A 22,795-nucleotide genomic window follows, 5' to 3' on the forward strand; every position below is an offset into this window, starting at 1 on the left:
ATGAGGTTTTGGCGATGAAGGATATCTACGAAATCGCCGTGGTGCATGGCGACGGCATCGGCCCGGAAGTCTGCGCCGCCACGATCGAGGTGGTGAAGGCCGCACTCGGGCCCGACAGCCCGCTGCGCTTCAGCGAATATCCGGCCGGCGCCGAGCATTTCCTGAAGACCGGCCAGAGCTTTCCCGAACCGACCTTCCAGGCCTGCCGGGCGGCGGACGCCATCCTGCATGGCGCCGGCGGCCTGCCCGGCGTCGTCCATCCCGACGGTACCGAAGCGGGGCTGGATTTCACGCTCAAGCTGCGCTTCGAGCTCGACCTCTACGCCAACATCCGCCCCATCAGGCTCTTCGAGGGTGTTGAGAGCCCCTTGCGCGGCGTGAAGGCCGGCGACATCGACTACATCATCCTGCGCGAGAACAGCGAAGGGCTCTACGCCGCGCGTGGCTCGGGGGCGCTGCTGCGCGGCGAGGTCGCGGTCGATACGCTGGTGCAGACCCGTACCGGCATCGAACGTATCGTCCGCAAGGCCTTCGAACTGGCGCGCCAGTCGGGCGGCGCGCCGCGCGACGGCGTGCGCCGGGTGACTTGCTGCGACAAGGCCAACGTGCTGCGCAGCTATGCCTTCTTCCGCTCCGTCTTCGACGAGGTGGCGAAGGACTATCCCGACATTGCGACCGAATATGCGCTGGTCGACGCCATGGCCATGCACCTCGTGCTGAAGCCAGGCCACTTCAATATCATCGTCAGCGAGAACATGTTCGGCGACATCCTGTCCGACCTTGCAGCCGCCACCGTCGGCGGCATGGGCCTGGCGCCTTCGGCCGAGATCGGCGACGCCAACGGCTTTTTCCAGGCAGCACACGGCTCGGCGCCCGACATTGCCGGCAAAGGCATCGCCAATCCCTATGGCACCATCCTGTCGGCCGCCTCCATGCTGGACTGGCTCGGCCACAAGCATGCCGACGCGAAGCTCAACCAGGCAGCCGAGCGCATCCGAAGCGTGACGGAAGCCTGCCTTGCCGGCGGCCTGCTCAGCGCCGACCTGAAAGGCAGCGCGTCGACCCGCCAGATAACCCATTCAGTCTGCGACCGGCTCGCGGCCGCGGCGTGAGGTGTAACGCCAGAGCCGCCGGGACAAGTTTCCGCCTGTTTTGCCAAAGCCGATCATATAGCCTTCAGCCAATGTCGAATGAGGCTGAAATGACGAAGCTGAAGATCAATCTGATTGGGCCCGGCAAGGTCGGCCAGACCCTCATGCGCCGGATCGTCCTGGCCGGCGGGCACGAGGTTCAGGACATTGCCGGCCGCGCCGCGGAAACTGCCTCCCGGGCGGTTGAATTTATCGGCGCGGGAACCGCCGTTTCCGGGATGGCCGACATGCGACCAGCCGATCTCTGGTTGCTCACCGTGTCAGACACGCGGATCGGGGACGTGGCGGCCCGTCTTGCGGAACTGGCCCCGGCCAGTCCCTCCATCGCCGTGCATTGCAGCGGCTTCCTGCCGGCGTCCGAGATGCAGCCCTTGCGTGCCCTCGGCTGGCATCTGGCAAGCGTCCATCCCGTGCTGACATTCGCCGATCCGGCAAGGGCTGTCGGACAGTTCGAAGGGACACTTTGCGGCGTCGAAGGCGATGCCGAGGCTGCCGGGGTTGTCGATGCGCTGATACGCGGCATTGGCGGCCAGCCGTTTCCGCTCAGCTCGCAATACAAGGCGATCTACCACGCGGCCGCCGTGTTCTCGAACAATTTCACCGTGGTGCTGCAGGCGGTAGCGCGGGAAGCCTGGGCGCGCGCCGGCGTTCCACAGGAAATCGCCGGGCAACTGAACGCGCGCCTGCTTGCCGCCACGGCCGAGAATGTCGGAAGGCTGGGGCCGGCCGCGGCGCTGACCGGACCGGCGGCGCGCGGCGATCTCGCGATCGTCGCGCAACAGGAGGCGGCGGTGCGCTCATGGCATCCGGACGCCGGCAGGGCCTATGCCGAGCTCAGCCTCCTTGCCGGCCGCCTCAAGCGGACGGGCACGACGCTCGAAACAAGCGGGGTTTGAGATGGGCGCTCTCGCGCGCAAGGTTTCAGTCGACGATTTCCGCACCCTTGCCCGCCGCCGCCTGCCGAAGTCGATCTTCGAATTCGTCGATGGCGGGGCAGGACAGGAATTGACGCTCCGCGCCAACCGCGCCGATTTCGAGCGTATCCGGCTGCTGCCACGCGTGCTGACCGACGTATCGCGACCGGACCTGACCACATCGCTATGGTCGCAAACCTTCACCACACCACTGGTGATCAGCCCAATGGGCTCATGCGCGCTGGTCTGGCCGCAGGCCGACATCGCCATCGCCAGGGCGGCGACCGCGCGCGGCATTCCCTACACGCTGTCCACCATGTCGACGACCAGCATCGAGCGCATGGCCAGGGCCGTGCAGGGATCGCTCTGGTTCCAGCTCTATGTGCTCAGGGAATTCGACTTCAACCGCGAGCTTGTGCGGCGGGCGGAAGAATTCGGCTATTCGACGCTGGTGGTGACCGTCGACCTGCAGGCCGGGGGAAAACGCGAAAAGGATCTCAGGAACGGCATATCGATCCCGCTGCGCCCCTCGCCTCGCCATCTCTGGGAGGGCATGCTTCATCCCGGCTGGTCGCTGCGCCTGCTGCGCGGCGGGCTGCCGCAGTTCGAGAACGTTCGCGGCTATCTTGGCGACACCAGCGCCGGGTTGACCATCGCCGCGCGTGTCGGCGGCAATCTCCACGCCGGTTTCGACTGGGACGATTTCCGCCGGATCCGCGACTGGTGGAAGGGCCGGCTGCTGGTAAAGGGCGTCCTGCACCCCGCCGATGCCGCCGGCCTGGTGGCGGCCGGCGCCGACGGCATCTGGGTCTCCAACCATGGCGGTCGCCAGCTCGACAGCGCCATATCAAGCATCGACGCGCTGCCCGCCATCCGCCAGGCGGTGGCCGCCGAGGTTCCGATCCTGATCGATTCCGGCATCCGAACCGGAATGGACGTCATCAAGGCCAGGGCGCGCGGCGCTGCCGCCGCGGCGATCGGCCGAGCCGCCCTGTTCGGAGCGGCGGCCGGCCAAGCCGGCGTGGCCAAGGTGCTCGACATCCTGCTGGACGACATCGCCAACGGCCTGAAGCTCGCGGGCACGCCAGCTTTCAGCCAGATCGGTCCCGACCTGATCGCGTGAGACGGGTTCGCATCGACGGCAGGACCGGTGGGCGTGATCGCCGCCGCCTTGGACCAATCCCGAAAGCCCATCGATGACGCTGCAAATCCGTTAGTCCAATATGGACCAAATTGCCGTCATCGCACCCACCATCATTCTGTAGCGTAGCCCTCACGCCGTTCAAACGGTTGTGGGAGGAAATCATGGAGACGCCAGCCGTTCTGACGGTCAGAGGCCTGCGGAAATCTTTTGGAGGAGTCCAGGCTCTGAAAGGCGTCGACTTCGATCTCGAGGCCGGTGAGATCCATGCGCTGTGTGGCGAGAACGGTGCCGGCAAGAGCACGCTGGTGCGGATGATCGCCGGGCTGATGAGCCCGGACGAAGGAGAAATCCGCGTCGATGGCAATCTGCTCAAGCCGGGGCAACTGACCAGCGTCAGGCAGGTCTCGGTCGTCTACCAGGAACTGTCGATCATTCCGCATCTGTCTGTTCTGGACAACGTTCTTCTCGGCGATCCCGATGTCGGTCAGCTCTATATCCGCAAGCGCTATGCAGCCCGCGCGCGCCAGACCCTCGACCAGCTCGGCCTGGCCGAAGTGCCGCTCGATATCGAGGCCGGCCGCCTCGCGATCGCCGAGCAGCAACTGCTCGAAATCTGCCGCGCCGTCATGCGCGGCGCCCGCATCCTGATCCTGGACGAGCCGACCGCGAGCCTTTCCGACGCAGAGATCCAGCGCGTCTTCAAGACGGTCCGCTGGCTGCGCGAAAACGGCACCGCCGTCATCTATATCAGCCATCGTCTGCCCGAGATCTTCGCGCTCACCGACCGCGTCACCGTTTTCCGCAATGGCCAGCGGGTTCTCACCAAACCGACGGCGCAGTGGACCAATGAGGAATTGGTCGCCGAGATGATCGGCCGGGAGATAAAATCCGCCCATTCGGTGCGTGACCGGGCCGATCTCCAGCAGGCCGCCAAGGTTCTTGAACTCAAGGCGCTCGCGGTGGCCGGAAAATACCGGCCGGTGACGCTGGATTTCCGCGCCGGCGAAGTCGTCGGCGTCATCGGCCAGCTTGGATCGGGCGCCAATGCACTGATCGAGACGCTGGCAGGGTTGGAAAGCCGCCATGAAGGCACCGTGTTCCTGAATGGCACCGCCATCGACGTCACCTCGCTGTCGTCGGCGATGGCCTGCGGCATTGCCTATGTCCCGGAAGATCGCGGCGGCAAGAGCCTGTTCCTCGGCGCGCCGATCGAGGTCAACCTCACATCCGCCATACTCGACCGCCTGAACCGCGCCGGCGTGCTTTCCCTCGGCGAGGCCCGCAAGCGGGCGCTGGACCTCGCGCGCCGTTTCCAGATCGACGGCCGGCGGCTGCCGGCGGCGGCGTCGACGCTTTCGGGCGGCAACCAGCAGAAGGTCGCCATTGCCAAGTCCGTCGCGCTGGAGCCGAAAGTGCTGGTGCTCAACGAGCCGACGCGCGGCGTCGATGTTGGGGCGCGGACCGAGATCTACCGCGAGCTCCAGGCGCTTGCGCGCCAGGGGCTGGTCGTCCTGTTCTTCTCGACCGACCTCGAGGAAATCCGCGAACTGTCGCAGCGCGTGATCACCGTTTTCCGCGGCGAGATCGTCAACGATCTGCCGGTCGAGGACACCGCCATGGACTCGATCCTGGGTGACGTCCTGCGCGGGCCAGCCACGGCGAGGGCGGCATGAGCGTGGAAACGAGGACAGGAAGCGGAGGTTCCGGCTTGGCCGCTCTCGAGATGAAGTCGGTGGGCGCGGCATTGCTGAGCCCCGAGCGTGTGCAATCGACGGCCGTCTGGATCGGCACCATCCTTCTGGCCATCTGGGCCAGTGCCGCGGTGCCCGGCTTTGCGTCGAGCGCCAACATTTCGGCGATCATGTATTCGACATCGGCGGTCGGCATCGCTGCCGTCGGCATGGCGTTCATCACCCTCTCGGGCAACCTCTTCATGCTTTCGATGGGCGCCACGGCGGCCGTTTCGACGATCGTGTTTGCCTCCTTTCTTCATCTTGGTCTCCTCCCGAGCATCGTCGTGGTGGTGTTGGTCGGTGCCTTGTTCGGACTTGCCCAGGGCATTGCCGTGGGTGTCTTCAAGACAAACCCGATCATCACCACCATTGCGATGGCTTCGATCATCACCGGCGCCGGCTCCTTCTATTCGGGCGGCCTGACCATTGTCGGGCAAGGCGATGCGAGCTGGCTCGGCATCGGCCGCATGGCCGGCCTCCCCAACCAGATCGTGCTGTTCCTGCTTGCGGCGCTCGTCTTCAGCTTCATCGTCGAGCGGACCCGCTTCGGCCGCGAATTGCGCCTGATCGGGCTCAATCCGAAGGCCGCGCATTTCACCGGCCTGCGCGTCGGGCGAACCCTGGTGATCGCCTATGTACTGGCGGCGGCGGCCGCCGCCTTTGCCGGTGCGCTCTACGGTTCGCAGGCCGCGCAGGGCAACCTCAAGCTCGGTGCCGGGCTGGATTTCGACGCCATCGCCGCCGTGCTCGTCGGCGGGGTGGCGATCAAGGGCGGCCAGGGCCGCATCCTCGACGCGGCCATCGGCGCGGTTTTCCTGGCCATCATCACCAACATCCTGCTGCTCAAGGGCCTGTCGCTGGAAATCCAGCTGATCGTGAAGGGCCTGGTCGTGATCGCCTCGGTCATCCTTGGCGCGCTGGCGCTCGGCGGGAGGAGATGACCATGGCCTCCCCAAGGAAGTCACAGTCCATGTCCACGGCCACCTTGCTGCGCATCGCGCTCCTGATCGCCCTGGTCGTTGCCTTCGCGCTGTGGAACCCGGCCTTCATCAGCGGCCGCAACATCTACGCGCTGACGCAGTCATTCGCGCTGCTCGGCCTGGTGGCGCTCGGCTTGTCGCTCACCATGATCGCCGGTGAATTCGACCTCAGCGTCGGCTCCATGGTCGCGGTCGGCGGCCTGCTGACGCTGGTCGCGGGCGGGAGCAATCTCGTCCATGGCATGGGTGTCGCATTGGCCTTCGCGGTGGTGATCGGCGCGGCCAACGCCTTCGTCGTCAACCGCTTCAACGTATCCTCGCTGGTGGTCACCGTCGGGTCGATGATGGCGCTTTCGGGGTTTGCCTTCTGGCTTGCCGGCGGCAAGGTGATCAGCACCGACAATTTCGACCTGGGCTTTGCCCTCGACAATCCGATCCTGACGGTCCTCTCCTGGCGCAGCGTGATCACGTTGGCCGCTTTCCTCCTGGCCGGACTGTTCATGCGCCACACGCTGATGGGCCGAGACATCCGCGTCATCGGCAGCAAGCGGCTGGTGGCGGCGGCGAGTGGGGCGAAGGTCGGGCTGTCGCTTTATATCGCCTTCATCGTCTCGGCCCTTTGCGCCGCCCTTGCGGGCAGCCTTCTGTCGATGAGCCTGGCCAGTGCGGCCGCGACCACGGGAAACAATCTCATGCTGCAGGCGGTGTCGGCGGCCATCGTCGGCGGCGTGGCCCTGTCGGGCGGAGCCGGCTCGCCGCTGCATGTGCTGATCGGCTCGCTGATCCTGACGGTGATGAACAATGGACTGAGTTTGATGGGCATGGGTGCGACGGGAATCTTGTTCGCGAACGGGCTCGTGCTGATGGGAATCGTGCTGCTCGATGGACAGTTGGGGGCATGGATGAGTGAACGGTTCGCGGCATCGCGGGCCAGGCATTCCGCTTAGAGTCGGATGATTTCAGATCAATCGATCTGAAATCTGAATCCGCCTCTAAATCAAAGAGATAGAGCATGATGTCGTCCGAAAACCGCTTCACACTTTTCGGCATCATGCTCTAGCGGAAGTAACCGACGAAACCCAGTTCTGCCTGCGCCGTGTTGGGCGGCGGGGATGGGCGACGTGCAACCTGAAACGGGAGGAATGACGACATGAATACCGCGAAATTGACCAAACTCGCGCTGGTGGCCAGCGTGTTCACGGGGCTGGCCATGCCCGGCATGGCATTCGCCGGTGCCAAGGGATCGAAAGTGATCCTGCTGACGGTGAGCGAGGAATGCGAATACTGCGCCCTCCACCAGCGCGCCTTCAAGGAAGTCGCCAGCGCCGCCGGCATCGATCTCGACGTGAAGATCACCAACTTCGATGCCGCCGAGCAGGCATCGCAGGTCGACCAGGCGCTTGCCCAGAACCCGGCCGCGATCGTGCTGTGGCCGGCGGACGCGAGCGCCATCGTGCCCTCGCTGCGCAAGATCAACCAGGCCGGCATTCCGCTGGTCATCACCAACTCGAAGCCCGACGACAAATACGCGGACTATTGGAACGTCTTCACCGGCCCCTCCGATATCGGCAACGGCCAATCCGCCGGCGAGGCCATGATCAAGGGTTTCGCCGAGAAGAAGTTCGGCACGGAAGGCAAGATCTTTATCGTCGAGGGCGTGCCGGGAACACCGCCCCAGATCGCGCGTTCCAAGGGCCTCGAGGAGGTGCTGGCCGAGAAGGCCAAGGGCATCGTCGTCGCCGGCAAGCAGAACGGCAATTGGGACCAGACGAAGGCCACCGACGCCGCTGCCGCGCTCTTCACCCAGGTCGGTCCCGACGTGAAGGGCGTCTACGCCCAGGCCGACAACATGATGTCGGGCGTGATCGTGGCCGCCAAGCGCGCCGGAATCGATCCGGCCAGCCTCGTGCTCGTCGGGTCCAACTGCTCGATCGAAGGCGTCAACCAGATCAAGGACGGCACGCAATACGCGACCGTGCTGCAGTCGCCGATCGATGACGGCAAATACGCGGCCAAGGCGGTGATCGATCTCCTCGACGGCAAGAAGGTCGAGAAAGAGATCTTCCTGCCGCACGAGATCGTCACCAAGGCCAATATTTCCGACTGCGACGCCGCCATCGGGCGCTGATTCCATCGGGCGCGGCGGGCCTCCCGCCGCGCCTTCCAATCTGACTTAGGAACCGAGGAGTACCCCATGGCCGAGGAGCCACTGTTTACCAATGTTCTGCCTGAACTCGTCGTGGTTTCAGGCACGGCTTCCGGTCTGGGCACCAAGATCGCCCATCTTCTGGTCGCGAGCGGCGTGCGCACCATCGGCCTCGATCTCGCGCCGGCGCCTTCCGAGCTCTCCAGCGAGCTCTACACGCATGTGCGGGGCGACGTGTCGCTCGAGGAGACCTGGAGCGACATCGCCCGCTCCGTGACCGCCATCGATCCGGGAACGCTCGGACTGGTCACCTCGGCCGCCATGCTGAACGTCGGCACCGTGCTGGAGTTCGACAAGGCGGCGATGGAAAAAACCATGTCCGTCAACTTCATCGGCACGGCACTCGCCTTCCGCGCGCTGCTGCCGCTGATGATCGCGCGCGGCGGCGGCCCGATCGTCGCCGTTGCCAGCATCGACGCGACCTTCGCCGAGCAGCAGCTCGCGATCTACGCCGCCTCCAAGGGGGCCGTGCGCCAGCTGACGCGGACCGTGGCCATGGACCACGCCCGACAGGGCATTCGCGCCAATGTGCTGAGCCCCGGCCCCATGCTGGCCGGCCTGTTCGAACGGCATATGAAGTCGGCCAGCGACCCGGACCGCTTCCTTGCCACGCGCGCCAATCGCCAGCCTTCGGGCCGGATCCTCGATCCGGGCGAAGTCGCCCGCGCGGCGCTTTTCCTGCTCTGTGACGCCTCGACCGCGCTCAACGGCGCCGAAATCGTCGCCGATGGCGGCCTGACGACCAGCTTCGACTTCCGGACCGGGTCCGAAGGCGCATCGGTCTGAAGGGGGCGAACCATGACCAAGAGCACGGAACTCGTTGCCGCCTACTGGACGATCGCGGGCGATGTCTATCCTTTCGCGCCCAACGAGATCAGCCCCTTCCCCTTTGCCCAACGCGTCGAGGCGGCGGCGAAGGCCGGCTACAAGGGCGTCGGTCTCATCCACGCCGACCTCCAGGCCACGCGCGAGCAGATCGGCCTCAAGGAAATGCGCCGCATTCTCGATGCCAACGGCATGCCGCATGTGGAGCTGGAATTCATCACGCACTGGTTCTCCGGCGGCGAGCTGAAGCTTGCCTCCGACAAGGTGCGCAGGGAACTGTTCGAGGCGGCCGAGGCGCTTGGCGCGCGCGACGTCAAGATCGCACCCGAATTCGACGCCAGGACCATCGACCTGCCGCATGTGACCGACAGCTTCGCCGAGATCTGCCAGGATGCGGCACGATACGGAACCAGCATCGCGCTGGAGGTAATGCCGTTCTCCAATGTCGGCACGCTGGAAACCGCATGCGCTATTGTCGAAGGCGCGGCACAACGCAATGGCGGCCTGCTGCTGGACATCTGGCATATCGGCCGCGGCGGCATCCCCTATGAGGCGGTGGCCAAGGTCCCCCGGCAATATGTCGTCTCCGTCGAACTGGACGACGCCGATGCGGATGTCGTCGGCACGCTCTGGGAAGACACGATCTATCAGCGGCGGCTTTGCGGCGAAGGCGTGCTCGATCCGCCGGCCTTCATCGACGCGATCCAGCGTACCGGCTTCGACGGCTTCTACTCGGTCGAAGTGATCTCCAGGAAACACCGCGTCCTGCCGCTCGAGGAAGCGGCGCGGCGCTCTTTTGAAACCACCATGGCGCAGTTCGCCGGGACATAAGGGAGGATAGGATGGATACCAATCTCAAGGGCAAGACGGTACTGATCACCGGCGCCGCCAAGGGCATCGGCCGGGAAACCGCGATCGCCTTCGGACGCGAGGGCAGCCGCCTGGCGCTGCTCGACATCGATGCCGAAAGCCTTGCCGAAACGGTGGAGGCCGTCGCCGCGGCCGGCGGACAGGCCACGGCCTTCAAGGCCGACCTTTCCTCCGCCGGCGATATCGAGGACAAGGTCGGCGCGGCGATCGCCCACCTGGGTGGCGGGCTCGACGTCCTGGTCAACAATGTCGGCTCGGGCGCGGTCCGCACCTTCGACCAACTGACCGATGCCGAGTGGGACAAGACCTTCTCGCTCAATTTCATGAGCTATGTGCGCACCACGCGCATCGTGCTGCCGGTGATGCGCAAGCAGGGCAAGGGTGCGATCGTCAACAACGCTTCCGATCTTGCCCGGCAGCCGGAAGGCGTGCCGATCGACTATTCCGCCTCGAAGGCGGCGGTGCTCGCGCTGACCAAGGGGCTGGCCCGCAGCGAAGGCGCAAACAACATCCGCATCAACGCCGTGGCGCCGGGCCCGGTCTGGACGCCTTTCTGGACGCAGCCGGGCGGTTTTGCCGAGACCATGGGCAAGTTCCACAATATGGAACCGCAGAAGGCGGTCGAACACGAAATGTCGTTGCGCCAGCTTCCGCTCGGCCGGCTCGGCAAGCCCGAGGAAGTCGCCAATGTGATCGTCTTCCTCGCCTCCGACCTTGCGTCCTTCGTCACGTCGTCGGTCTGGGGCGTGGATGGCGGCTCGATCCGCGCCATAGCTTGATAGGCTAGACGCCGATCGTGCTGTCGATGATCCGGTCGAGGCGGTTCTGCGCGTCCTTCAGAGCCGCCCGGTCGGATTTTCCGCCGGACAACGCGTCATGGATTTCCTCGCCGATGATGCGCTCCATGTCGGTGTAGAAGGGAACCGGCGGCCGCTGCCAGTTCCTGAGCAGGTTGCGGTTGCCGAGGTTGCCGACGAAGCGCACCAGCTGCGAACGGCCGGTGGCCTCGGGATCCGCGCTCACCGAAAAGCGCGGCGCGACCGGAAAGCCGTTCTTCACATGCTCCTTCATCGCTTCGCGTGAGGCCATCCAGGCAAGTGCCTCCGTTGCCAGCGGCAGTCTTTTCGGATCGATGTTGGAAGGGATGCAGAGCAGGAAGCCGCCGATCGGCGACGTGTTGGTGCCGCCCGGCCCGCTGGGCTGCGGCACATAGGAGACCCGGCGCTTCACGGCCGAGCGCACCTCCGCCTCGAACTGCGCCGCGCGCATGGTCCAGACATAGCCCATGGCGCTCTGGCCCTTCAGGAACACCGCGCAGGAATCGTCCCAATGCGCATCGAGCGCGCCCGGCTGGGCGATCTCGAGAAGCCGGTGCATGTAGTCAAGCACGGTGAGTGCGGCCTCGCTGTCGATCTGCGGCCGCATGTGCTGGCGGTCGAGATTTTCCGTCGAGTAGCCGGTCGGCGTGCGCCGGATCGACAGCACTGTCTGGCCGCAGCAGCCGAGGAAGAACATGAAACTTGACGCAAGCGGCATGCGCGCCGCGTTCCAGGCAATGCCGTAGCGCTCCGCGGACGGATTGTGGAAGACCCGGCCGGCCGAGATCACCTCCTCGAAGGTCCTGGGCAGGGCAAGCCCGGCACCGTCGAAAAGGTCGCTGCGGCAGGCGAGCACCTCGATGGTGCAATAGATCGGTACCCCGTATTCAACCCTCTGCCAGGTCGTCGTCGACCAGATCGACGGGTGGAAATCCATTGGATTGATGCCGGATTCGCGGATCATGTCGCCGATCGGCATGACCAGGCCCCTGCCCGCGAACTCGCCGAGCCAGGGCATGTCGATGGCGATGATGTCATAGGCCGACACCGCGCGCTGGCCGTTGGCCAGACCTTCGCGGTAGAGGTCGTTCTGGTGGACGAGCTTGAAGCTCCTGGCACTGGCGAGGTTGTTGCGGAAATCCGACCACATGTTGCGCATCGCCGCGAAATAATTGTCGTCGTTGAGCAGGAACTGCAGCTCGACGCCCTCGGTGATCCGGCTCTTCAGCAGGTTGATCGGCGGAATGACAGGATTGCCGCGTCGCGGTGCGCCGAAATAGTAGTTGGTTTCGTGTTCCTCCGTGCCGCGCCCGCCCAGGATCTCCGCGATCAGAGCCTTGGTTTCCGCCGCATAGTTGACCGCAAGCGTCGTCAGCTCCTCCGTGGGATGCAGCGTGAAGCTCCTCGGCTTGTCCGGCGACGGCCGACGCTCGACAAGCCCCTTGCCGATCATGTCCTGGATGCGCCGGATCGCCGTTCCATGGCTGAGGCCGGAGACCAGCGCGAGCTTGCTCATCGTCACCGGATAGCCTTCGAGCTCCGATCGCATGATGTAGTGCACCATGCGCCACGACGCCTCGTCCTCGACATCGGCGACACCGAGGAACGGCGTCCTCAGCCGGTCGACGAAATCGTAGACGCGCAGGAATTCGTGGTCGTTCATGAGACCTCCTCTGGGTCGCGCCAAACAGGGCGACGCTATGATTTAGTCCAAAATGGACGAAACTATAGCGGCGTCGGAGGACTATCGGGTCTTAGGCGGTGCCCGCCGATTTGCGCGCCAGTACGAAATCCCAGTTCACCGCCCAATAGGGAGACGTGAAACCAAGCTCCGCCGCGCTTGTCGGATCCGTGATCTTCTTGAAATCCGCGATCAGCGAATCCTTCACGCCGAAGACCGCGTCCTCGGCGAGATACTGGCAATCAGGCGTGAAGATATGGGTGATGACCGGGTCGTAGCCCGGCGCGCTGATGATGAAATGGATATGGGCGGCCCGGTTCGGATGGCGTCCCAGCGCGGCAAGCATCTTGCCCACGGGTCCGTCGTCCGGGATCGGATAGTAGCGCGGCTTGACGGCCCGGTACCAATAGTCGCCGTTCTCGCCGCTGGTGAACACGCCGCGCAGGTTCCAGTCCGGCTGCAGCCCCTTCTGCTGGACGTCGTAGAAGCCGTCGTCATTTGTCTGCCAGACGTCGATCAGCGCGCCGGCGACCGGTTTGCCTTCGGTATCCACCACGCGTCCGCGCACCACCAGCGGCTCGCCCTTGCCGTCCAGGCAGATGTTCGTGCCGTGCTCGTAGCGCGGTGCCTCGGGCACGTAGAACGGTCCGAGAATCGTGTTCTCTGTCGCGCCATTCGGACGCCGGTGATTGATGGCGTCGACCAGCATCGAGACGCCGAGCGTGTCGGACAGAAGGATGAATTCCTGCCGCCACTCCGAGCACATCTGGCCGACTTCGGTCAGGAAGGTGATGCCCTTGAGCCATTCCTCATGGGTCGGCTCGATCTCCTTGATGGCGGCGTGCAGGTGCTTGACCAGCACGCTCATCACCTCGCGCAGGCGCGGATCGACGTCCGGCCCCATGCGCGCGTTGACGACGTCGACCGAGGTCTCCTCCTCGAAATACGGATATTTCGGCGGCCGCGCATGGCTGGCCTCTGCTTTGCCCAAGATCGATCCTCCTCCAGATGTCGCCACGCGTCAGGAGCGCGGCCGTTCGCCTGCATAAGCCCGGGCGATCAGCCCCTTCAGCGCCTCGCGCTCAAGGGGGCGCGGGTTCCAGTAGGGGTTGGACAGCGCCCTGTCCGTCGCAAGCTCGATGCCATTTTCAGGCATGCCGATATCCGCGAGCGCTCGCCGTGCGCCGACCCTGCCGGCAAGGTCGTAGAGCGCCATGGCCGGGTCGTCCGTGCCGAGCACGTCGCGCAGCCTCTGCATCACGTCCGGCACCGCCGGAGCGTTGTAGGCAAGCGCGTGCGGAAGCACGATCGCATGCGTTTCAGCATGCGGCAGGTCGAAGCTGCCGCCGAGCGTATGGCAAAGCTTGTGGTGCAGCGCCATGCCCACCGAGCCCAGGCAGATGCCGCAAAGCCAGGCGCCGTAGAGCGCCTTTGCGCGCGCTTCCCGGTTGCCGGGCTCGACGGCGATTGTCGGCAGGGCCGCGGCAAGCGCGCCGATCGCCTCTGTCGCCATCAGGCTGATGACCGGGTTGCGCTCGCGTGCATAAAGCGCTTCGACCGCATGCGCGATCGCGTTGAGCCCGCTGGTGCCGGACATGGCCGCGGGCAGCGACAGAGTGAGGTCGATATCGTAGATCACGATTTCGGGCAGCACCTTGAGGCTCGACTGGGTGACCTTCACTCCGTCTCTGGTCTCACCGAGGATGGGCGTCATTTCCGAGCCGGCATAGGTGGTCGGCACCACGATCTGCGGCAGGTCGGTCCGCAGTGCGATGGCCTTGGCAAGGCCCGTGGTCGAGCCACCGCCCACGGCGACGAGCCCGTCGGCCTTGAGGTCCAGAATGACACGCAGCGCATCCTCGGTGACTTCCACCGGCGTATGCATCGTTGCCCGCGCGTAGACGCCGGCGGCGCGGCCGCCGAGCTGTTCGACGAGCCGTCGCGCTTCCGGCTCCTGCGGCGGCGTTGCCAGCACCGCGACCCGCTTCAAACCCAGCCGGTCCAGTTCCGCCGGCAGCTGGTGGATGGTGCCGGATCCGAAAATGACGCGGGCCGGCTGGCCGTTATAGACGAAGGGGTCCATGAATTCGCCTCGGGCTTTGAGCAATTCCAGGAAAAGTGTGAAACGGGTTTTCCCACAGGAATTGCGTCAAAACAAATAGTTGGAGCAGTTCGCCGGTCCCGTGAAACGGCGAATTGCTCTAGCTCCGGTTGTCGACGCGCATCAGGAACGGGTTGATGCTGACGGACCGCCAGACATTGGCCGCGTTGAAGGGGTCTGCGGCATTGAATGCCCTGACATCCTCGATCTTTTCGGCGGAAAACACAAAGAGCGAGCCGATCATCGTCTCCCCGTCCTCTGCCACCAGCGGACCGGAGATGACGGTCTTCACACGCCCCTGCGCAAGATGCGCCTTGTGCGCGTCATAATTGGCCAGGCGCCTCGGCAAGGCATCGGCGTGGTCCAGACAGTGGACGGCAAACAGTGTCACGACATTCCTCCCAAAAGGCCCGGCAGGCCGTTGCCAGCGATCGGAACGAACGACCCTCAAAACGGGTCGAATGACCTTAGGGGGCTGGCGACGAAAGACGGGCCAGAAGAGGTTAGCCCGAAATAGGGCTGACCGGTTTCAAGATCTGTCCAATTTGGACAAATGCGATGGTGTTGTGAACCACCCCTCCCAACGCCGTCGCATGGGCCCTGCTTTCGAACCGATCCCCCATGCCGTTGCTTTGGGCCATTGCGTTCTGCAATGCCGGCGAATATGCTTGTTGTACGATCGTTCAACAAGCATATTCGCCGAGTCCCGATGACCTGCAATCCCCGCTACGAAATCCTGTTCGAGCCGATGCGGATCGGGCCGGTCACCGCACCGAACCGCTTCTACCAGGTGCCGCATGCCAGCGGCATGACCAACGCCCTTCCAAGGGTGCGTGCGGCCTTTCGCGAAGCCAAGGCCGAGGGCGGATGGGGCGTGATCTGCACCGGCGCCTGTTCGATCGATCCCAGTTCGGACGACGCCCCGCTGCCTTTCGCCACTTTGTGGGACGACAATGATATCCGTGCCCATGCGCTGATGACGGAGGCCGTCCACCGCCATGGCTCGCTTGCCGGCGTGGAACTCTGGCATGGCGGCGCGTCCGTCATGAACAGGACGAGCCGGCTGCCGCCGCTCTCGCCATCGGGAATTCCCTGGATGGCCACGCATGTCGGCTTCATGGGCAATCTGCGGCCGAAGACCATGGACAAGGCCGACATGAAGGAGGTGCTGCGATGCCAGGCCGAGGCGGCGCGCAAGGCGCGCACGGCCGGCTTCGACGTGGTCTACGTCTATGCCGGCATGGGCTATCTCGGCTACGAGTTCCTGCTGCCGGAGTACAACCATCGCACCGACGAGTACGGCGGACCGATCGAGAACCGCGTGCGCTTCGTGCGCGAGATGATCGAGGTCACCAAGGATGCCGTCGGCAAGGATTGCGGCGTCGCGCTGCGCGTCAGCCTTGAGGAACTGCGCGGCCGGCCCGGCCGCAACCAGCCTTCGGAAGCGCATGAGCTGATCGAACTTTTGGCCGACCTGCCCGACCTGTTCGACGTCAAGATGGATTCCAGCCCGACCGACTGTTCGGCGTCGCGCTTCACCGGCGAAGGCAGCCATGAGCCGGTGATCGATTTCGTCAAGTCGCTGACGAAAAAGCCGGTTGTCGGCGTCGGGCGCTTCACCTCTCCCGACACCATGGTCTCGCAGATCAGGCGCGGCGTGCTCGACTTCATCGGCGGCGCGCGGCCCTCGATCGCCGACCCCTTCCTGCCGGCCAAGATCCGCGAGGGCCGCGAGGCCGAAATCCGCGAATGCATCGGCTGCAACATCTGCATTTCGAGTTGGCATGACGGCGTGCCGGTGCGCTGCACGCAGAACCCGACCGCCGGCGAGGAATGGCGGCGCGGCTGGCACCCCGAACGTGTCGAGCGTGTCGACAGACCGGAGCGCATCCTGGTTGTCGGCGGCGGACCGGCCGGGCTCGAATGCGCGCTGACGCTTGGCCGGCGTGGCCATGAAGTGACACTCGCCGACAGCAGCCGTACGTTCGGCGGCCGGCTGACCTTCGAAAAGACCCTGCCTGGCCTGTCGGCCTGGAACCGCGTCGTCGAGTACCGGCTCGGACGGCTCGGCGAGATGAACAATGTCTCGCTCTATCCCGAGAGTGTCTTGGGCGCGGACGAGATCATCGACCTGGCGCCGGACCGGGTCGTGCTTGCGACCGGCGCACGCTGGACCGACATGCTCTATTCCTCCCTGGAGATTCCGGTTGGCACGCTCGATCATCCCCGTGTGTTCACACCCGATGACATCGCCGCCGGCCGGCTCCCGCAGGGGCCAACCTTGGTCTTCGATTTCGACAATTACTACATGGGCGGCGCCCTGACCGAGCATCTGGCGGCACAGGGCGTTCCGGTCAGCTATGTCACACCGGCCGGCCAGGCGTCCGCATGGACGATCATGACCAACGAGCTGCCGCTGGTGCATCGCGCGCTGGCGCGCCGCAAGGTGCCGGTGACGACCTTGCATCTGTTGAAATCCTTCGATGGCGATACGGCGACGCTGGCGCATCTGTTCACCGGCGAGGAGAGCCGCATTGCCTGCCGCTCGGTGCTGATCGTCGGGCTGCGCTTGCCGCGCAACGAGCTGTTCGAGGCGTTGACGGAACGGGCGGACGCGCTTGCGGCCGTCGGCATCCGCAGCGTCGATCGTATCGGCGACACGCTCGCGCCGGGCGCCATCGCCCACGCCGTTCACAGCGGTCACAAGCTGGCTCGAGAGATCGGTACAAAGGTTCGCTGGCAGCCTTATAGACGCGACACGCCGATCGTCGACGCGGTGGCGGATTTCGATATGCGCACGGCAGCCGAATAGGAGCAATTCCGGGAAAAGTGTGAAGCGGTTTTCCCATAGGAATTGCGTCAAAAAGGGAGGTCTAGAAGGCCATGGAACGCACCGCCGCACGTCGCAGACCCGGCCGCCCGCAGCGCGAGATCGGCGGCATCGAGCAGCGGCCGTGGAAGCAGCTGACGCGGCCCTATGCGCCGATCGAGATCCTGTCCGACGATCAGGTACGGACGATCCACGAAATGGGCCTCACCATCCTGGAGGAGATCGGCATGCGCGTGCTGCAGCCGCAGGCGCGGCAGTTCTATCGCGCCGCCGGCTGCGATGTCGACGAAGGCGCCATGCGGGTGCGCTTCGACCGCGCCATGGTGATGGAGCGCGTCGCCATGGCGCCATCGTCCTTCGAGCTGCGCGCCCGCAATCCCGCAAAGAACGTCAAGGTTGGCGGCCGGCACTGCATCCTGTCGTCGGTCGGCGGCCCGGCCTATGTCATGGACAATGATCGCGGCCGCCGTTCCGGCACCTATGCCGAGATGTGCGACTATCTGAAACTCATCCAGTCGTTCAACGTGCTGCACCAGGAAGGCGGCGGCCCGTTCGAGCCGCTCGACCTGCACCAGAACACGCGTCATCTCGACCTCTACTATGCCGAGATCACCTTGCTCGACAAGAACTGGCAGCCGCAAACCCTTGGTCAGGGGCGCGCCATCGACGCGCTGGAGATGGTGGCGATTTCGCTCGGCACGACGCGCGAGAACCTTGCCCGGGAGATGCCGGTCTTCACCGGCATCATCAACACCAACTCGCCGCTGCAGCTCGACGAGCCTATGGCCGAAGGGTTGATCGCGCTGGCCGAGCATGGCCAGGTCAATGTCATCACGCCGTTCACGCTGGCCGGCGCGATGAGCCCGGTGACGCTTGCGGGCGCGCTGTCGCAGCAGCATGCCGAGGCGCTGGCCGGTATCGTGCTGACCCAGATCGTGCGTCCGGGCGTGCCTGTCATGTATGGCGGCTTCACCTCCAATGTCGACATGAAGACCGGCGCGCCGGCTTTCGGCACGCCCGAATACACCCAGGCCGCGCAGATCACCGGGCAGCTCTGCCGGCTGATCGGCGTGCCGTTCCGCTCCAGCAATGTCACCGCCGCCAATTCGGTCGACGCGCAGGCCGCTTATGAAAGCGCGATGTCGCTGTGGGGCTGCCTGATGGGCGGCGCCAACCTGGTGCTGCATGCCGCCGGCTGGCTCGGCGGCGGGCTCACCGCATCGTTCGAGAAACTGGTCATCGATGCCGAGATGCTGCAGATGATGTCGGCCTATTTCGATCCGCCCGTGGTCGACATCGACACGCTCGCGCTGGAGGCGGTGCGCGAGGTCGGCCCGGCCGGGCATTTCTTCGGCGCCGCGCACACCATGCAGCGCTACGAGCGCGCCTTCTATTCACCGCTGGTGTCCAACTGGGACAATTACGATACCTGGGTCGAACGCGGCCAGGTCACGGCGCGCGAGCGGGCCAATGTCGTGTGGAAGCGCATGGTCGCCGAATACCAACAGCCGCCGATCGATCCCGGCATCGACGAGGCGCTGCGCGACTATATGGAGCGCCGCAAGCGCGAGGGTGGGTCGCCGTTGAATTAGCAGAGCGGTCAGCCACCTGCGGAGCCAGCCGAGATTGCACCTTAAGATTGTTGATTGGCTCTTCGATGGTCATAGCTTGCTATAACATGCAACGCATAGCCGTTCGATTCGAAGCTGGCGCAGCCGCAATAGCATAAGAACAGTCGCTCGAAGATTGCTCTGGCGCGAAGGAGTTCGACATAGGTGAGGTTATGATCAGCTATCAGTCGACCATGAACGATGTCATTTCTTGCTTTAATTAGACGCTCTAATCCAATGAATAATTTTTGCGTATCAGGCTTGTGTCTAAATCCCTTTGCCATCCGTAGAATACGCTCTTCCAGTACCAAAGTTGGTGGGGAGCTCAGCTGTCGCTTCACTCTGGCCACAATGTCGCTCGGTATTTCAAGGCTAGAAATCGCACCCTTGATGACCTTTGCCAGAGGCTTCCAATTTTTCGTTGAGACCAGCTCCCGAGACACTGATCTCGTCTGCTCGAAGGAACTGACTAATCGCTCGATCGCCTCGACTGCGCTGGTTAACCCGGCCTCCCAGATAAGAGGATCAAATGAATTGACGTATCCGTGCGCAGCAGCATAAAGCAGTTCATGCTGCTCCGGATGAATCGTTAACGATAATAATCCCTTCTTGAGAAAACTTTCAATTCTTTGACCGTAATATAGGTTGTCGTCCGGCCTTCCTGTTATCTTCTTTTTTGGTCGAACTGCAACTGAATGCCAGGTGGTTGATATTTCTTCGGGTGAGGTTCGATCTTCCCTTAGCGTTGCAATATGCTGGCGAAGCTCCACTGTTAGAAGTATTCGTAGGCAGCTCCAAAGCGCGTCCGCCGCAGCAAAAAACCTGTCGGACGCCACGCTACTATCTATAGACTCGATCTGAACACCGGGAATTTCCAAGGTTTCTCGCTCGGCAGACAATCGAGGGTCATCACGGTCAAGCGAGAGCGATACGACTTTGAACTTGAGGCCAAGAGATTTTAGAGCGGTCCAATCGCCAGCTCTTGTTGCATGATGTCCTCGGCGTGGGCGGCGAGGAAAGACGCGCCAATAGGGCGTACGCTGGAGAAACCAATAGATCGCTCTGGTCGGACCACGCAAGCCCTCGCCGCGATGTCGTTCTATTGTTTTGAGGATATGAATCTCGGCGACAGCTTGGATGGTCTGGTCATCAATATTTTGACCACCTGCTGCTCCGCTAGAGTGGAGGTATCCCACTCCTGTTTTCGTAGAGCTATAGGATTCTTTCGGCCCATATGACCATCTAGGGTTGGTTACAGTCTCCCATTTGAGATCTCCTCCAACGTCCAATCTCATTGTCTCGATTTCAGTTTCCCGAGTGCCAAAGACATACATGAGGTTCGGATGTAGGTAGTGCTGCTCCTGATGAAAAATCACAGAAGCAGCTATCTCACCGCCAGATCCGGATATTCGTACCTGTGACGGAGTGTCATATTTTCGAGCCATACCGACGAATCTACCGTGCTTAGTTTCGGTGACCAAATACTAATTACGGGTCGAAGACTCGGGAGAAGCGAGCACGAGCGGACCAAACCTGTATGCCATGTGCCTTTGAACTAAACGCCCCGCAAGGGCCCCACCTGCGCTTCGAGCATTTCGAACCCAGCCGCCTCCGCCGCCTGCGGCGTCACCACACTTTCATCGAGGCACCATTCGAGCCACAGCCCGTCCACCAGGGCGATGAAATTGCGCGCCAGCGCCGGCGCATCGACTTGCCTGCCGCGCGGTATGGCGACAGCGGCGATGTCCTCCGCGAGTTCCGCGCGATAGGCATCGTAGAGTTCGCGATGCGCCGCCTTGAGCCGCGGGTTGACGGCGATCTCGCCCCACAGCGACAGCCAGATCAGCAGGTTCTCGCGGCTGAAATATTCCGGCGAGAAATTGGAGTGTACCAGGGCGGCAAGTGCGGCCTGCGGCGACCAATCGGAAGTCTCCGCACGACGGCGCTTGGCCTCGGCGATCTGGTTGTTGACGCTGGCGTAGAGCGAGGATTTGTAGACCTCGACCAGCAGCCCGTCGAGGCTTTCGAAATGATGGTTGATGAGGCCGCGCGAGACGCCGGCCTCCTTGCAGATGCGGTCGATGGTGAAGGCGCCGATGCCGCCGACGGACAGGCAGCGCGTCGCCGCCTCGATCAGCATGGAGCGGCGCACATCAGCCTGTTCGCGGCTGAAGCGCGGCGGAGCCTTTTTCGCGCCGCGCTTCCTTTTTGCATCTTCTGGTTGGGCTTCCGTCATGGACTCCAGCTAATCGATAATGCCCATCCTGTCCACATAGAGCCTGTTCCATCCCGATGACATCGGGATGGGGCTCTATCTCCTTGTTGACCATGATCTTATCCGAAAACCGGTTCCCACTTTTCGGGATCATGGTTCGGTTCACGCCTTCTTCTTGAACAGCACCGGATTGGGGTGACCGTCGGGATAGATGACCGGGTCGAACGCCGTCTTGTGGATGGCGACCAGCGGCTGGTGGCAGATGAAGACGAAGCCGCCGGACTGCTCCATCAAATCCTCCATCCGGTTCGACAAGGCGATGCGCTTGGCCTCGTCGCTTTCGGCCACCAATTGCTGGTAGCTGGTCTCGAATTCGGGACTGTCGAAGCCCGACCAGTTGTAGGCGCCGATCTGGTCGGGGCGGAACCAGACCAGGTTTTCGGACGGATCGATGCCGCCGGCGAAGTCCATCAGCGCCAGGTCGATGTTCTTGTAGCCGTCACCCTGCGTCTTGTCGCCGACGCCCCAGAAGGCGGCTTCGTCATAGGGCTGGATCTCGACCTTGATGCCGGCCTGTTCAAGGCTGGCCTGGATGATCTGCGCAGTCGCGGTGCGGATGGAATCGTTCATCACCGTCAGGGTCAGTGACAGGTCGCCGACGCCAGCCTCTTTGAGGAGTGCGGCCGACTTCTCATAGTCGGGCGCCGCGATCAGATTCGAGGCCCGCGCGAATTTGGTACCGGGCTGGACGACACCGGTGGAGCGCTTGGTCAGATCGTCATAGACACCGGTGAGGATCTGCCCGACATCGACGCCATATTGCACCGCCTGCCGCACCTTCGGATCCTTGAGCCGCGGGCTCAGCATGTTGATGGTCAGCCAGACATAACGGGTCGACTGCGCCTCAATCAGGTTTGTGTCCGCTGGCGGCTTCTCCTTGACAGCCTTGGTCGCCGAAATGGCGATCTTGGTGTAGTCGAAGGCATCGGCTTCATAGGCGAGTTGCGCTGCCTGATCGTCCGACACGACATAGATCTCGACCTTTGAGAAATCCGGCTTCGGGCCCGGCCAGTCCGGGTTGGCCGTCAGCGTCACCTTCTGCTTCTGCTGCCAGTCCGAGAAGAGATAGGGCCCGCACGTCGCCGGCGGCTGCGTGGTGAATTTGCCGCCGGCCTTCTCGGTGCCGGCGCGGCTGATGATGTGGCCGCCATAGTAAGGCAGGCTGGTGACGAAGATCGGCTGGTAAGGTTCCTTCAGATGGATGATGCCATTGCGGGCATCGACGACTTCAACGCGATCGAGCTTCTCGAATTGATAGGCCCAGGGCGATGCGAGCGCCTTGTCCGCGATGCGCTCGAACGAGAACTTCACGTCGTCGGCCGTCACCGCGCCGAAGCCACCAGACCATTTCAGCCCGTCGATCAGGGTGAAGGCGATGGTCTTGGGGTCTTTCTGCTCAAGCTTTTCCGCGCCCCACAGCGACCACGGCGAGCCTTTCCTGATGTCGCCGAAATGGTTGAGCGAGACATAGATGCCGCGCATCATGACATCCTCGATGCCGCCATTCATGAAGGCGGGATCAAGGCACTGCAGATCGCCTTCCATGCGGATGCGCAACGTGTCGCCGGACGCCGACCAGGCAAAGCCCGGCTTCATCGCCAGGCCGGCGCCCAGTACGCCGGCCGCCTTCAGGAATGCACGTCTGTCCATGGTCCAT

The 22,795-nt window shown here is 63.7% G+C and carries 19 protein-coding genes; 12 read left to right on the forward strand and 7 right to left on the reverse strand.

All coding sequences use genetic code 11. The annotated features are described in order from the left end of the window. The first annotated feature begins 14 nt into the window (after positions 1-14). The 10 genes from AC1VON_RS28620 to AC1VON_RS28665 all read left to right on the forward strand — a co-directional run bounded on the left by AC1VON_RS28620 (position 15) and on the right by AC1VON_RS28665 (position 10,602). On the forward strand, positions 15-1,112 hold the full coding sequence (locus AC1VON_RS28620; RefSeq protein WP_483125676.1) for an isocitrate/isopropylmalate dehydrogenase family protein: 1,098 nt from the start codon (positions 15-17) through the stop codon (positions 1,110-1,112). Between the two features lie 89 nt (positions 1,113-1,201). Continuing rightward, on the forward strand, positions 1,202-2,047 hold the full coding sequence (locus tag AC1VON_RS28625; protein WP_483125677.1) for a Rossmann-like and DUF2520 domain-containing protein: 846 nt from the start codon (positions 1,202-1,204) through the stop codon (positions 2,045-2,047). Position 2,048: 1 nt separating this feature from the next. Next, positions 2,049-3,188: an alpha-hydroxy acid oxidase gene (locus AC1VON_RS28630; RefSeq protein WP_483125678.1), complete on the forward strand. Its 1,140-nt coding sequence runs from the start codon at positions 2,049-2,051 to the stop codon at positions 3,186-3,188. 182 nt (positions 3,189-3,370) lie between these two features. Next, positions 3,371-4,882 (forward strand): sugar ABC transporter ATP-binding protein, encoded by a 1,512-nt coding sequence (locus tag AC1VON_RS28635; protein ID WP_483125679.1) that lies wholly within the window; start codon positions 3,371-3,373, stop codon positions 4,880-4,882. Positions 4,883-4,917: 35 nt separating this feature from the next. After that, on the forward strand, positions 4,918-5,883 hold the full coding sequence (locus tag AC1VON_RS28640; RefSeq protein ID WP_483125680.1) for an ABC transporter permease: 966 nt from the start codon (positions 4,918-4,920) through the stop codon (positions 5,881-5,883). A gap of 29 nt (positions 5,884-5,912) precedes the next feature. Then, complete coding sequence (locus tag AC1VON_RS28645; protein ID WP_172349273.1) at positions 5,913-6,869, forward strand: ABC transporter permease; 957 nt, start codon at positions 5,913-5,915, stop codon at positions 6,867-6,869. Positions 6,870-7,072: 203 nt separating this feature from the next. Beyond that, positions 7,073-8,050, forward strand: coding sequence for a sugar ABC transporter substrate-binding protein (locus AC1VON_RS28650; RefSeq protein ID WP_483125681.1), 978 nt, complete (start codon positions 7,073-7,075; stop codon positions 8,048-8,050). A gap of 66 nt (positions 8,051-8,116) precedes the next feature. Beyond that, positions 8,117-8,914: an SDR family NAD(P)-dependent oxidoreductase gene (locus tag AC1VON_RS28655; protein WP_172349272.1), complete on the forward strand. Its 798-nt coding sequence runs from the start codon at positions 8,117-8,119 to the stop codon at positions 8,912-8,914. Positions 8,915-8,926: 12 nt separating this feature from the next. After that, on the forward strand, positions 8,927-9,784 hold the full coding sequence (locus AC1VON_RS28660; RefSeq protein WP_483125682.1) for a sugar phosphate isomerase/epimerase family protein: 858 nt from the start codon (positions 8,927-8,929) through the stop codon (positions 9,782-9,784). An 11-nt stretch (positions 9,785-9,795) separates the two neighbouring features. Beyond that, positions 9,796-10,602 (forward strand): SDR family NAD(P)-dependent oxidoreductase, encoded by an 807-nt coding sequence (locus AC1VON_RS28665; RefSeq protein ID WP_172349270.1) that lies wholly within the window; start codon positions 9,796-9,798, stop codon positions 10,600-10,602. A 4-nt stretch (positions 10,603-10,606) separates the two neighbouring features. On the opposite strand, the gene AC1VON_RS28670 is transcribed toward AC1VON_RS28665, so the two are convergent. The 4 genes from AC1VON_RS28670 to AC1VON_RS28685 form a co-directional block, all read right to left on the reverse strand. Beyond that, positions 10,607-12,304 (reverse strand): extracellular solute-binding protein, encoded by a 1,698-nt coding sequence (locus tag AC1VON_RS28670; protein ID WP_483125683.1) that lies wholly within the window; start codon positions 12,302-12,304, stop codon positions 10,607-10,609. Positions 12,305-12,395: 91 nt separating this feature from the next. Next, positions 12,396-13,313 carry an intradiol ring-cleavage dioxygenase gene (locus AC1VON_RS28675; protein WP_246740937.1) on the reverse strand — a complete coding sequence of 306 codons (918 nt, stop codon included), beginning with the start codon at positions 13,311-13,313 and terminating at the stop codon, positions 12,396-12,398. A 30-nt stretch (positions 13,314-13,343) separates the two neighbouring features. Next, positions 13,344-14,405, reverse strand: coding sequence for a maleylacetate reductase (locus AC1VON_RS28680; protein ID WP_483125684.1), 1,062 nt, complete (start codon positions 14,403-14,405; stop codon positions 13,344-13,346). Positions 14,406-14,523: 118 nt separating this feature from the next. After that, positions 14,524-14,814 (reverse strand): YciI family protein, encoded by a 291-nt coding sequence (locus AC1VON_RS28685; RefSeq protein ID WP_206681914.1) that lies wholly within the window; start codon positions 14,812-14,814, stop codon positions 14,524-14,526. Between the two features lie 318 nt (positions 14,815-15,132). Here AC1VON_RS28685 and AC1VON_RS28690 point away from each other — a divergent pair, with 318 nt between their 5' ends. After that, complete coding sequence (locus tag AC1VON_RS28690; protein ID WP_483125685.1) at positions 15,133-17,235, forward strand: oxidoreductase; 2,103 nt, start codon at positions 15,133-15,135, stop codon at positions 17,233-17,235. Positions 17,236-17,306: 71 nt separating this feature from the next. Beyond that, entirely contained in the window at positions 17,307-18,845 is a 1,539-nt protein-coding gene (locus tag AC1VON_RS28695; RefSeq protein ID WP_483125686.1) for a trimethylamine methyltransferase family protein, read from the forward strand. Positions 18,846-18,886: 41 nt separating this feature from the next. Here the strand turns inward: AC1VON_RS28695 and AC1VON_RS28700 are convergent, their stop codons facing one another. From AC1VON_RS28700 to AC1VON_RS28710, 3 genes are all read right to left on the reverse strand, one after another. Further along, a complete protein-coding gene (locus AC1VON_RS28700; protein ID WP_483125687.1) occupies positions 18,887-20,308 on the reverse strand; it encodes a hypothetical protein in 1,422 nt (473 codons plus the stop codon). A gap of 110 nt (positions 20,309-20,418) precedes the next feature. Next, positions 20,419-21,099, reverse strand: coding sequence for a TetR/AcrR family transcriptional regulator (locus tag AC1VON_RS28705; RefSeq protein WP_483125688.1), 681 nt, complete (start codon positions 21,097-21,099; stop codon positions 20,419-20,421). Positions 21,100-21,240: 141 nt separating this feature from the next. Continuing rightward, complete coding sequence (locus AC1VON_RS28710) at positions 21,241-22,788, reverse strand: ABC transporter substrate-binding protein (RefSeq protein ID WP_483125689.1); 1,548 nt, start codon at positions 22,786-22,788, stop codon at positions 21,241-21,243. Positions 22,789-22,795 lie beyond the last annotated feature (7 nt).

It is taken from the genome of Mesorhizobium sp. HAY1-8B (assembly GCF_056868045.1).

Coding starts and splice junctions, on each gene's coding strand:
- AC1VON_RS28635 (WP_483125679.1), top strand. CDS start 3,371: ATGGAGACGCCAGCCGTTCTGACGGTCAGAGGCCTGCGGAAATCTTTT.
- AC1VON_RS28650 (WP_483125681.1), top strand. CDS start 7,073: ATGAATACCGCGAAATTGACCAAACTCGCGCTGGTGGCCAGCGTGTTC.
- AC1VON_RS28630 (WP_483125678.1), top strand. CDS start 2,049: ATGGGCGCTCTCGCGCGCAAGGTTTCAGTCGACGATTTCCGCACCCTT.
- AC1VON_RS28620 (WP_483125676.1), top strand. CDS start 15: ATGAAGGATATCTACGAAATCGCCGTGGTGCATGGCGACGGCATCGGC.
- AC1VON_RS28665 (WP_172349270.1), top strand. CDS start 9,796: ATGGATACCAATCTCAAGGGCAAGACGGTACTGATCACCGGCGCCGCC.
- AC1VON_RS28660 (WP_483125682.1), top strand. CDS start 8,927: ATGACCAAGAGCACGGAACTCGTTGCCGCCTACTGGACGATCGCGGGC.
- AC1VON_RS28625 (WP_483125677.1), top strand. CDS start 1,202: ATGACGAAGCTGAAGATCAATCTGATTGGGCCCGGCAAGGTCGGCCAG.
- AC1VON_RS28670 (WP_483125683.1), bottom strand. CDS start 12,304: ATGAACGACCACGAATTCCTGCGCGTCTACGATTTCGTCGACCGGCTG.
- AC1VON_RS28710 (WP_483125689.1), bottom strand. CDS start 22,788: ATGGACAGACGTGCATTCCTGAAGGCGGCCGGCGTACTGGGCGCCGGC.
- AC1VON_RS28700 (WP_483125687.1), bottom strand. CDS start 20,308: ATGGCTCGAAAATATGACACTCCGTCACAGGTACGAATATCCGGATCT.
- AC1VON_RS28690 (WP_483125685.1), top strand. CDS start 15,133: ATGACCTGCAATCCCCGCTACGAAATCCTGTTCGAGCCGATGCGGATC.
- AC1VON_RS28695 (WP_483125686.1), top strand. CDS start 17,307: ATGGAACGCACCGCCGCACGTCGCAGACCCGGCCGCCCGCAGCGCGAG.
- AC1VON_RS28645 (WP_172349273.1), top strand. CDS start 5,913: ATGTCCACGGCCACCTTGCTGCGCATCGCGCTCCTGATCGCCCTGGTC.
- AC1VON_RS28680 (WP_483125684.1), bottom strand. CDS start 14,405: ATGGACCCCTTCGTCTATAACGGCCAGCCGGCCCGCGTCATTTTCGGA.
- AC1VON_RS28705 (WP_483125688.1), bottom strand. CDS start 21,099: ATGACGGAAGCCCAACCAGAAGATGCAAAAAGGAAGCGCGGCGCGAAA.
- AC1VON_RS28655 (WP_172349272.1), top strand. CDS start 8,117: ATGGCCGAGGAGCCACTGTTTACCAATGTTCTGCCTGAACTCGTCGTG.